Genomic DNA, 12,325 nt, shown 5'->3' on the forward strand with positions numbered 1-12,325 from the left:
TGAATATTTTCTTTTTGAATATTCGTGGGAGTACCTTTATCGTTGCTTGTTTGTTCGATGATTTTGATTATATCGTTAAAGAATTCGCACATGAAGCTAGTACAAGAGAGCATAGTAGCAGCAGCCAAAGACTTTTTTTGAAAAGCATAAATACCCTCCTCGTCCTTTTTTTAATTCAAAGTCGTAAAAATGTACAACAAAAAAGCTTCTTGCTTCTGATGATATCAGAAGCAAGAAGCTTTATGTGTAAATCATGATGCGGTCGAGAGGACTCGAACCTCCACGGGGGTAAGCCCACACGGACCTGAACCGTGCGCGTCTGCCAATTCCGCCACGACCGCATATCTGGATGACCGCGATTACATCGCGAGCACAAGAAATAATATATCACGATCTGTAGAAGATGGCAAGCACTTTTGAAGCATTTTTGTAAAAAAGATATTCCTTTATTTTTCATCGTTGAAAATAACGGGTATTTTATGGTTTACGAGAAGATGGTCTCGAACTTTACATCCAAGAAATTTTCATAAAAAGGAGTGGAGACGATTGTTCGGATTCTCCGATCTTTTCTCACTCATTGTGTCGGCATTTATCATTTTGCCTGTCGTCGTGTTTTTTCGGGAATCGGGGTATCTGCTGGGAAGTCTCTTATCCGGTGCGGTTAATCCTCGAATAACGCTCGGTTCCGGGCCTCGTTTATTCAAAATCGGAATTTTGGATGTACGCCGGTATTATCATCTGTACAGTTGGTTTTCTTATGACGAATTAAAACGAGAAAGTCGATTTGCTTACGTCTGTCTATATGCGGGACCAATTTTGGCGAATCTGACACTGGCTTTTGTGATTAATATGCTGATTGCAAATGAAGTGCTGGAGTGGCAGGTTACATTCTGGAATCGATTGATCTTTTATGCGTTTTATTATGCGCTGTTTGATATTGTACCGATGCGCACGACTAATGGGAAACCGAATAACGGGAAGATCATTTACGATATGCTGCGCTACGGGCGCCGAACCGATTACAATCATGAACCGTTCCTTCCTTCGACGAGCGAAAGCGAAAAGCAATATGAACAAGAGATGGAAAGTATCCGCGAACTCGAAGAAAAAGATCCGATTTTGAAAAGCAAAAAAGAACGCCGCGTCAAAACGATGAGCCGATTCGGACAGATGGGTAAACGCTTCTATCCCAGACCCGAACCCAATGACGCTTCTTCCGTAGAGGAAAAAGAAAAAGCAGGGGCTTCCAAGCATCGGCGCAGGCAAAGACGCGGTCATCTATAATCGCAAAAAAAGACCTCACAACCCCCTTTTAAAAAGGTGTTCGAGGTCTTTTTTTATTTACTGGATCAGACTAAGTTAGACGGTTTTGAATTCGATCGCGCCTAATTGCAGACCCGGCTTCGTGAACTCGACTTCGAGTTTGTATGTGCCTACTTCCAGTTCGATCGTCACCAGACGTTGTTTTAACCAGCGCCCTTTGGTACCGTTCATTTGTACCGTAGTCAGAACTTGACCGTTCAGCAGCAGATTACATGCGCTTTGCGCAAGCTCTTGTTCTTCCGACATCGTGTTCACCGCTACGCGGTAATTCCCCGGTTGCTCCACTTTGATATAGACAGGCGCATCTACCGAAGGTTGGATTTCGCCTTCTCCCGCAAGGGCTTGAGCGCTATCGATTTGAATCGTGCTTTCTGCGGTGAATTTCTGAATCTTCTCTTCGGTACGTTCTCTGGAGAAGACCGGTGCGTTCATGATGAAGTTGCAGATGTTTTTGGCACTGCGTTGCAATTCGCCGCGAGTGACCGTACCGTTTTCCAACGATTCCATCGTGTTGTCGCCCCAAACGTTGGTTTCCGCGCCGTAGTTCATCACGACCATATACAGATCGTTTTGCGCCCGAACCATGAAGTTGGTATTCGTGCGAGCCGCTTCGCCGCCATTTGCCGAATCGTTCATGATTGCCCACCAATCGGTCATAACGATGCCGTCAAAGCCCCACTCGCCGCGCAAAATAGTCGTGTTCAGATCATAATTCGATGCTGCCCAATGACCGTTGATCGGGTTATACGACGTCATGATCGAATTCGCGCCGCCTTCGCGCACCGCAAGCTCGAAACCTTTCAAATAAATTTCGCGAAGCGCGCGTTCGGAGACGACCGCGTTTACTTTCGTCCGGTATTGTTCTTGGTTGTTACAAGCAAAGTGCTTCAGCGTCGCGTTCGATCCGCCTTTCATGATGCCGCGAACGCAAGCTGCCGCAAATTCGCCGGACACGATCGGATCTTCGGAGAAATATTCGAAGTTACGTCCGTTCAGCGGGCTACGACGAATGTTCAGACCCGGTCCCAGCAGCGTATCGACATTGTTCAACACCAATTCTTGACCTTCCAGAACATATAGTTCTTCGATCAATTCTTTGTCCCATGTCGCCGCGAGCAGCGTTCCGATGGAGACTTGCGTCGCTTGGCCGCCGCTATCCATCCGAATACCGGAAGGGCCGTCGGCTGTACAAGCTACCGGAATTCCGTAACCGAGCAGCGCATCGCTTACTCCGCCGAACGCCGAAGCCGTACCCGAAGTGACGAGCGGGCTACTCATGCCTTCGCCGCGAACCAATGTCGCAAGCTCATGGTTGCTCAATTGCGCGACAAATTGATCCATCGAAGCTTTGCCGGCTTTTACGTCTTGCAGCTTGATGCCTTGATCGCCTGTCTCTGCAATCGTAGCTGGCAGACGATCTTCGATCCGCTTCGCCATGTCCACTTTGCGCGTCGGTACATTTTCGTTAATCAGTTCGTATGTACCGTTCTCGTTACGCGCACCCGGCTTGATCCGTGAGAATTCTTCGACCGGCGCCATCGCTTCTTCCAACTGCTCGATCATGCGAAGCTCATTCACGATATAACCGTCGGCTTCGTCGACTTGCACCGTAACGTTTTGCTTCACGCTCGAACCGACATGCAGCACATAAGTGCCTTCTTCGAGTACATACGCATGGGCATGACCGGTTACGCCGGAATCATCGTACGAAACTAATTTATTCACCGGGAAACTCAGCAGAAGACGCTCTGATTCGCCGGGTTTGAGCGATTTTGTTTTGCCGAATGTCACAAGCTTCAGGATCGGTTGTCCCAAACGTCCTTGCGGCGCTTCTACATACAATTGAACGACTTCTTTGCCTTCAAAAGTATCGCCGGTGTTCGTTACGTTTACGCCGACTTCGATCCATTCCGCGCCGTCTTTTTGTACAACGGTTGCGGTTTCCGGCGATTGGCTAAACGTCGTGTACGACAGACCGAAACCGAATTCGTACTGGACTTTTTCCGGTCGAAACGTTTCGAAATATCGGTATCCGACATAGACATCTTCTTCGTAGGTACTTTTAAATTCGTTCCCGTAATTGCTCGTCGACGGATAATCGTCAATCGAATACGCAATTGTATCGGTCAGCTTTCCGCTTGGCGTCACATCTCCAGACAAGACGTCCGCAATCGCGTTGCCGCCTTCCATACCGCCGTGCCATGCGTAAATGACTGCCGCGATCGGATGCTTATGCGACGGTTCTTTGACCCAGCTCATATCGACGATATTCGAAACGTTTAGCACGACAATTGTCTGTTCAAAATGATTCGTGACTTGAGTCAGCATATCCAACTCGTCTTCGGTTAGACGGTAACTACCCGGTGCGTCGGCGTTGTCTTGGTCTTCCCCGGCTGTACGTCCAATGACGACAATGGCTTTCGTCGATTTTTCGCGCGCAGCAGCTACCCATTCATCGGTCAAAGACATTTCTTTTTGATGCCACGGTTCTGCTGCCCAGCCGCCTCCGCCGTTATCAAACGGATTTTCGGCAATCCACTGCGTATAGATTGCGGCAAGTTCTTCGTTTACTTGAACCGAAGGCTTGCTGCGCAGTCCGTCCAACAGATTAGTCGTATGCGAGACATGTACGCTACCGCCCGATCCTGTACCGCTGCGATAATAATCGAGCTGAACGCGTCCGAAGATCGCGACATGGTCATTGGATGTAATCGGTAAAGCGTTATGATCGTTTTGAAGCAGTACAGCACCTTGCGCCGCTACTTTTCGACTAAATTCCGAGAAGCCTTTCAAAGGCCCTCCAACGTTTGTTTGATTCAAATGATTTCCCTCCTGATATCGGCATCTATAGCTTCCGTTGCACAAGTAGGCTTCCCTCATTGATTGCGCTTTCCGAAAACATTTTCGTAAATGTTAGGAACTTACCGTGCACCTTTCTCCACTATAAAGAATTGCGGAAAAAGAAGCAAAGCTTTCTACAAAAAAAGATGTAAAAAAACGACAGTCATTGGCTGCCGTTTGTGTAATAGATGCGAAAAATCTTCTTTTTAAGTTTCTCGCTGTACTAAATAATCCAATAAATGTTTGAGAAAATATAGCGACTTCGGCAATTTTTCTACCGCATCCGATGCTTCGCAATAATGGTTCCACATCTCCCGCTTGGCGCCGCCAATTCCTAGCACCGTAACGAAAGTCGAACTGCCGTTATTCGTATCTTGCCCGGCTGGTTTGCCGAGCTTCAATGCTTCGCCTTCGGCATCCAGCAGATCGTCTCGGATTTGGAACGCGATTCCGGCATGATATGCGAAATTTTTCATTTGCTCCAATTCATTGTCCGGTGCATTCGCTAACATCGCGGGCATAATCAGACACGCTTCGAACGCGACTCCCGTTTTGTAAAAGCAAATCTCGTTCAGCCGCTCAATATCCAGCACTTGTCCCCGCGATTTCAGATCCAGTTCTTGCCCCATACATAACTCTCCCGCTTTGCGGGCTGAGTAATGGATCAGAGACAATATCGCTTCCGGCTTAAATCCTTGAAGCGAAGATTGTTCGCGTACGCCTTGCTGAATCAGGAGTAGCCCGGATAATTCAGCCGTCGCACTATCGTAACGCGTATGAAGCGTCTGCCGTCCGCGCCGAGTATCGGCATTGTCTTGCGAAGGCAGATCGTCGAATATCAACGATGCGGTATGCAGATACTCTAACGACTTAAGCATGGGAAAGATCGAAGTTTCGCTAAGCCCGTAACCTTGTGTCGCTACTAGATGCGCCAAGATCGGGCGAAGCCTTTTGCCCGAACCTTCCAGACTGTAGTTTGCCGCATGTATTAACGAATCCCCGATCGAAGAAACAGGCGAATCGGCTGTAATCGGCAGCTTTTGCTCAAGCACACTGCGAATTTCATCTAGCTTTTTGCGGAATTGCTCACGTTCTTCCCGATCTTTTTTCATCTCGTTCAGCATCCGGTCACGCAGCAGTTTATCGAAAAACTCGACGTCTTCCGCTTGCTGAACCATTTTCTGCACGATACGGTTTAAGTCAGGCATCCCGCTCGTCAAGATGCCCATCAACTCTTCGTAGCGCGGAATCCCTAGACGCTGACGAGCTCTTTTTAACCCATTGATCGCCCGATCCAAAATCACTTCGCGCGCATTGGAATCATTCCGGTACACGTTACGGATCAGATGCGCGATCACTGCCCAATACATCTCGAAAGGATTCGGCAAATCTCTCCGCTCCTGACGGTATTTCCAAAAATACGTATAAGGCGTAACCGCTCCGTGATCCAAATCGTCAAATAAATCCGCAAAGTCGTCGGCAAGCTGATTATAGATCCCGTAATCGAATGTGCGCTGTTCAAAACCTTCGTCTTGCTCCGTTTGTCCCACCGAACGCGCGATCAGACGCGAACCGGACGATTTCAACATCACTGGAACATAAAGCTCGCTTGCCGTATAGTTGTTCATATTCAGATTTTTGTTCCGGTCTTGGTCTTGCGATTCGAAAAAGACGTACGCTTGCTCGAAAAAAGATGTGCCGCTTCCTTCGATCTGGCGATTTTGGATATAGATAAAAGCTTCGCTCAGCTCGCTATGGATATAACGGATTAACGCAAAGTTCTCGGCATGACCGCTCTCGAATGTCCCGCTCCACTCGTCCCACTCCGGTATGCTTCCGGTCAGCAAAGCACTTCGGATCAACGACGAATATCCCGATTTTTCTTCTTCGGTGAGCAACTTCGAATCCAGTAGATCGTCTACGAACGGATACGTTAACCCATAGGAATACCCTAGCCTCACCGCTTCGTCCATCAGACGCGAGCGTTCGGTTGGCGGTGTCTGTTCATCCATACTTTCACGCGTATGCAGCACAACGCCCGCAATAATTTTCAACAACTTGCGCTGCGCTTGCTCGGCGTTCAGCCCTTCGGGAATATTTTCGGATACGCGCTTCATCTTCGCAATCATCCAGATGATCGTATCTTCGATCTTCTCTTGCTGTCCCCAGCGGTACAAAGCCGCCATATCGAAGCCATCTGTCGGCATCTCGCTCTGCGCAGTCTCTTTATGAAGTAGAGATTGCTTGAGACTTGTAGCGGTGCGGCGAATGCGGCTTTGGGTATGAGAATCGTCCAACGCTTGGCCGAGATCGCGCATATACAAATACGACACGCTGCGCGTCAAATAATCGTCGAGTTTCCCCGTCATTTCCATCCACTGAAGGTAACGTTCGTAATCTTGAGGTTGCTTGTCTTTGGAATGCCATAACCGCATATAGAAAGGACGTACATGCCCTTTTTTCCACACTTGAAAATCTTCCGTTAACTCGCTGATATATCTACCGCTCTGAACAGATTGGATAAGCTGCTCCAGATACCGCTCTGCGCGAAGCTCCGATTTGCGGTAGGCATTTTGCGCTTTTTGTTCAAGTACACGTGATGACAAACTCATAATCATTCCCCTTAAGGTTGTGTCGTGTTGAGAATTATTAACGAGTTATACGGCGCAGAAAGAAATGGGTTACGGAAAATCAGATTGAGGATGATGGATTGGCGGAGATTTCGGTCATTGTACACAAAAAAGACGAATTCCCGGATCGGGAATTCGTCTTGATTTGAGAAAGTTCATAGTAGCTAGAAGCTAGGCGGCGGAGGGGAAAATTCAGTGAAGGAACGATAGTGTTCGCCTTTGAAATCGAGAAAATTCCAATAAAATTCAATCCTTTTCTCGATTTCAACATGCGACCGGAACGAATTTTTCTCGGAGTCGACTCGCTTCCACCGCCTATGTGACTTTCTTGATCTAACAAATTCCCGGATCGGGAATTCTTCTTTTTCTAGTCGAGCATATGAAGTTTAAAACTCCTCGTATTCCGCAGGGTCTTGATTCCACAAACGCTGGTTATTCACGCTGAACGCGGAAATGATCTCCATCTGATCTTCAGTCAACTCAAAATCGAAAATGTTCAGGTTTTCTTCCTGATGCTCGCGCGAACCGGCTTTCGGAATCGGAACCGCGCCAAGCTGCGTATGCCAACGCAAAATGATCTGAGTGGGCGTTTTGCCATGCACGTTCGCGACAGCTTTCACGACCGAATCTTGCAGCACGCCGTCGCCTTTGCCGCGACCAAGCGGGCTCCACGATTCCGTGATGATGCCGTGCTTGGCATTGGCTTCACGCTGCTCTGCTTGTTCGAAATACGGATGAAGCTCGACTTGGTTGAGACTTGGCGCAACGCCTGTCTCGCTGACGATATGATCCAGATGCTCCGGCAAAAAGTTGCTGACGCCGATCGATCTGACGTAACCGCGCTTTTTCGCTTCGATCATCGCTTGCCAAGCTTCGAGATATTTGCCTTGTTTCGGATTGGGCCAATGAATGATATACAAATCGAAATAATCCAGCCCGGTTCGCAGTAGCGATTCTTCAATCGTCAGCAGCGCTTTGTCATAAGCATGATGGCGCCCCGGCAATTTCGAGCAGATTCGCAGTTGATCGCGAGGAACCGAAGCTTCGCGCACCGCGCGTCCGACCGCTCCTTCGTTCTCATAATTGAAAGCCGAATCGATCAGGCGGTACCCGGCTTCGATTCCGGTTTGGATCGATTTCGCGCCTTCGAATCCGTTCAGCGAATACGTACCGAGTCCAATTGCCGGAATGTCTAATCCGTCGTTTAACGTAAGGTTAGGAATATTCGTTGTCATCCGCAAAAGCCCTCCTTGTTGTTGCTTATTTCATTATTAGTTCACTTCGTCCAAACATACCGCGCCTTGCGCGCGGACTTGAATTTCAAGCGACTCCGTACCGAGCGTGCGTGTAATGAGTGCTTGGTATTCTTTTACCGCGTCTTGCGGCAAGATCGCCAAGATGACACCAGCAAAGCCTCCGCCATGTACGCGGCAAGCGCCTTTTCCAAGTTGCTGGATATAACGCTCTGTAATCGCCAGCGCCAAAGCCACTTCTTGCTCTTGGCTAACCGCTGGACGGTACACGTTTTGCAGCCATTTCCACGACGAGTTGCCGGATTCCGTAATAAACGGCAAGAACGCTTGTAAATCTTCGTTACGTAGTGCTTCTAACATGCCGTCTACGCGGTCGTTTTCTTCGAAGAAATGCAGCGCACGGAGTACTGCGCGATCTCCGGCTTTTTCCCGGATTTCCGGCAGCCGGTCATAGAGAGCTTCCGGCGAAGTTCCTCGGCATACATCGGTTCCAAGCAGCTCTGCGACTGCAAACATTTCTTGCGGAACGCCTGCGTATTCGTTCGTCAGATCGGCATGGTTGCCGCCTGTATCGACGATCACCAACGCGTAGCCATCTTGGTCAAAACGATACGTGACCGGTGCGATCTCGGGTTCTTCCGGATTTGCAAAATCGATCGAAATCAGACCGCCGTGCGCGCAAGCAATCTGATCGAGCAGACCGGATGGTTTGTTCCAGAAAATATTTTCGGCGTACTTGCCAATTTTACCCTTATCGACCGCGTTCAAACGTCTTTCGTTATAAAACTCGTTCAGAATCGTACAGATCAGCATTTCAAAAGACGCCGACGAACTTAGCCCGGATGCGCTATATACGTTACTCGACACATACGCACGGAAGCCGCCGATCTGATATCCTTTTTCCACAAAGCCTGCCAAAATACCGCGAATCAGCCCTGCTGTTCCGTCGTCTTCTGCATTTTTGTCCAATTTCCGAATATCGATCGAATAGCTTCGCTCATACCCTTCCGAACGCAGCGAAATCGTATGATCGTCTGTTTTCGCCGCAGCGGCGATCGTATCCAGATCAATACTTCCCGTTAACACTTTGCCGTGGTTATGATCGGTATGGTTGCCGCCGATTTCGGTACGTCCTGGCGCGCTAAACCATTTCACTGAATCTGCGCCGTAGGTCTGCGTATAAGCATCCAGCACTTTGTTATAACGAGCAGTCTGCTCGGCAAGCTTCGCTTCCCCGTACAGTGTGGTCAAAGCAGACACCATTTGCGGGGTTTGCAACAAATCAGAGTTCGATGTATTCGTCATTAAAAGTTCCTCCTAAGCCGGATATCAGCGTTCAAATCAGCGGCGTTTTTCGCCTACCTCTTCAATATGCCATACTTTTGAATACGGATACAGAGCGATAACGAAAGATTGAAGGGTATCGATGAATTTTTTTATAAAAAAGAACGGCACTCATACCCTAACCTCGTCTTTGATCCGCGCAAGATCATATCCGGTCGGATTTTGGAAAATACGCAGTCCGAACATCGGCGCCACCGCGTAAATATGGTCGAAAATATCGGCTTGCACCGACTCGTATACCGCCCAAGTCGTATCGTTGCTAAACGCGTAAATCTCGATCGGCAATCCGGTTTCTTCCGGCGCTAGCTGGCGCACGATCATGGTCATGTCTTGATGGATTTTCGGATGACGACGCAGATATTGCAAAATGTATTCGCGGAACACGCCGATATTGGTCATCTGCCGTCCGTTGACTTTGTTTTCGCGATTGATATGCTGCTCGATGTTGTACGTATTGATTTCTTCCACACGCGAGGTCACGTAATCCGAAATATAATGAATCTTTTTGAACTCTGCGATCATCTCGTCACTGCAAAATACGATACTGCTCGTATCGATATTGATGCTGCGCTTGATCCGGCGCCCTCCGGAAATCTGCATCCCGCGCCAGTTGCGGAACGAGTCCGAAATGAACGCGTAACTTGGCACCATCGTGATCGTTTTATCAAAATTCATGACTTTTACGGTGTTTAGCGTAATATCGATCACATCGCCGTCGGCGTTGTAATTCGGCATTTCGATCCAATCTCCGACGCGCACCATATCGTTGGACGACAATTGCACGCCTGCGACCAGACCGAGAATCGAGTCTTTGAAAATGAGCATCAAGACTGCGGACAACGCACCTAGACCACTGAGGATAATCAGCGGGTTTTGCCCGACCAGACTAGAGATCAGCACGATTCCGCCGACGATGAACAAAATGATTTTGACGACTTGAATATAGCCTCTGATCGGACGGATTTTGGAAATTTCGAATGAACGGTAGATCGTGTCAAACGTATCCATCACGGAATTCAGTACAATGATCGTAGCAAGCACCATATAAGCGGCGGCAAGCTTTTCGATTAATAGTTGATAACCCGGAAATACGGGGGCGAAAAAGAAAATGATAATCGCCGGCACGAGATGCGACAGCTTATGAAAAACCTTTTTCTCGACAATGACGTCGTCCCAGCGATACCGGTTTCTTTTCACGATTCGAATAACGGCTTTGAGCATAACTTTTTTGGTAATGATGTTGGCGACGATGCAGATGAGCGCGATGAACAAGATCATGAGGATATTCGACACGTAAATATTCATCGGATCGTCCATCCCGGCATTGTGAAGCTGACTACGAATAAAATCCATAAGTTCCTCCTTGCTGTATATCACAGTCTGACTCTTATATACCCGATTGGGCGAAAGTTTATTATAGAGGATGGTGAAGGGGTGGAGCAAAGTTTGGGGACTTTCAGAGCAAAAAAAGAGAACCGATAAGCCGGCTCTCTTTTTTATATAAAAGGGAAAATTAGATTGTCATCTTACTTCGCCCAATATTGCTGTGCGATTTTTTGTCCTTGATCGATTTTCGCCCATTGCTCGGCTTGGCTCAGTTCATTACCGCCGTCGCAAGAAGCGAAGCCGCATTGGTGCGATAGGAGCAGACGGTCTTTGTCGATGATGTTGGACGCTTCATCTAATAGACGCAGTACACGCTGTTCGTCATCCAACCTGCTTGTTTTCGAAGACAGCAGACCCAGTACGATCTCGGTATCTGGACGGTCTTTGAAGACTTCCAACGCTTCGAGCGAACCTGCACGCTCGTCGTCCCACTCCAAGAAGAAGCGATCGTATTTCAACTGCTTGAGGAACAAGTTCGCAATCTTCACATACGAACCGCCGCCCATGTTACGGGAATCATAGTTACCGCGGCAGTTATGCGTCCACATTTTCAGACCCAATTCATGACCGAAATCGATCACCGTGTTGTTAATATCGATGAATTCAGCCGCCAATTGTTGCACTTGTTCTTGATCGATATTTTCGCCCGTGTAAGGCGAGTTCGGGTTATCGTCAGCGAACAATTCCCATAAGCAATCGTCGAATTGAAGGATCTCGCCGCCAGCGTCAGCGAAGTCTTGCACAAAGTCTTTGTACGCTTTGACCAGTCCGGCTTTAAGTTCTTTCGTGTCTTTGTAGACCGAATCTTTGCCGCCGATATTATCCGACCACGACAGTTCTCCGAAGATATGGGACGGCGACGGTACGCACAATTTCGTTTCACGATCGCCCGCGCTTTCTTTTAGCTGCTTGAACGATTTGATGAAATGGTGGTTTTTGCCGCTCAGCTCGCCTGTGATCCGCAGCCCGATGTCTTTGCGCGTCTCGTATTTGGAAGTTCCGTCAACGTCGCGGAAAAAGTAGCCATGGTCGGCGATATAACGTTCGATGCCTTCGAAGCCCCATACGAAGTCGAGGTGCCACATCGATTTGGAGTATTCGCCGTCCGTGATGATCGACAGATCGTGCTTGATCTGGTCTTGAACGACCGAGTCGATCGCGTGAGCTTCACATTTCTCGTAACCTTCGAACTCTTGGTAGAACGGATATTGGATATCGTCGCGGTGTTCGATTTGCGTCTTATATTTGAGAAGATCCGACGGGCGCAACAAGCTGCCTACGATTTGGAATTTATCTGTCATGGGAAAGCCTCCTTAGGAATGTTCGCATCGGATGCGATGAAGTCGTTGAAGATTCGAAACGTTTGAATTGAATATAGTGTAGCATGGGTAGGCGGTTGGGTGAGTAGACGAAGAACGTATGGCTGGTTATAGGGGATGGGTATAGGGAGTTTGACGGTTGGTTTTGAAATTAGCAATTAAATGCTTTGAATCGTACTCAAAGCGATATCATTCTTGAATATCAGAAATTGTTTCTTTTATTCAGGGA

At 48.2% G+C, this 12,325-nt stretch carries 7 protein-coding genes and 1 tRNA gene; 1 reads left to right on the top strand and 7 read right to left on the bottom strand.

The window, feature by feature from the left end; all coding sequences use genetic code 11:
- Window positions 1–257: 257 nt before the first annotated feature.
- Window positions 258–341, bottom strand: a tRNA-Leu gene (locus NOM90_RS12525).
- Window positions 342–546: 205 nt separating this feature from the next.
- On the opposite strand from NOM90_RS12525, the gene NOM90_RS12530 reads away from it, so the two are divergent.
- A complete protein-coding gene (locus tag NOM90_RS12530) occupies window positions 547–1,284 on the top strand; it encodes a hypothetical protein (RefSeq protein ID WP_255942355.1) in 738 nt (245 codons plus the stop codon).
- 75 nt (window positions 1,285–1,359) lie between these two features.
- Here the strand turns inward: NOM90_RS12530 and NOM90_RS12535 are convergent, their stop codons facing one another.
- The 6 genes from NOM90_RS12535 to NOM90_RS12560 form a co-directional block, all read right to left on the bottom strand.
- Window positions 1,360–4,143, bottom strand: coding sequence for a glycoside hydrolase family 3 C-terminal domain-containing protein (locus NOM90_RS12535; RefSeq protein WP_255942356.1), 2,784 nt, complete (start codon window positions 4,141–4,143; stop codon window positions 1,360–1,362).
- A gap of 227 nt (window positions 4,144–4,370) precedes the next feature.
- Complete coding sequence (locus NOM90_RS12540; protein ID WP_255942357.1) at window positions 4,371–6,776, bottom strand: polyprenyl synthetase family protein; 2,406 nt, start codon at window positions 6,774–6,776, stop codon at window positions 4,371–4,373.
- A 404-nt stretch (window positions 6,777–7,180) separates the two neighbouring features.
- Window positions 7,181–8,029, bottom strand: a complete 849-nt coding sequence (locus NOM90_RS12545) for an aldo/keto reductase (protein WP_255942358.1) — start codon at window positions 8,027–8,029, stop codon at window positions 7,181–7,183.
- Window positions 8,030–8,065: 36 nt separating this feature from the next.
- Complete coding sequence (locus tag NOM90_RS12550) at window positions 8,066–9,352, bottom strand: galactokinase (protein ID WP_255942359.1); 1,287 nt, start codon at window positions 9,350–9,352, stop codon at window positions 8,066–8,068.
- A 150-nt stretch (window positions 9,353–9,502) separates the two neighbouring features.
- A complete protein-coding gene (locus tag NOM90_RS12555) occupies window positions 9,503–10,744 on the bottom strand; it encodes a mechanosensitive ion channel domain-containing protein (protein WP_255942360.1) in 1,242 nt (413 codons plus the stop codon).
- A 173-nt stretch (window positions 10,745–10,917) separates the two neighbouring features.
- Window positions 10,918–12,078, bottom strand: coding sequence for a cobalamin-independent methionine synthase II family protein (locus tag NOM90_RS12560; RefSeq protein WP_255942361.1), 1,161 nt, complete (start codon window positions 12,076–12,078; stop codon window positions 10,918–10,920).
- Between the last annotated feature and the right edge of the window lie 247 nt (window positions 12,079–12,325).

Source organism: Saccharibacillus sp. JS10, assembly GCF_024436065.1.
GTDB lineage: Bacteria > Bacillota > Bacilli > Paenibacillales > Paenibacillaceae > Saccharibacillus.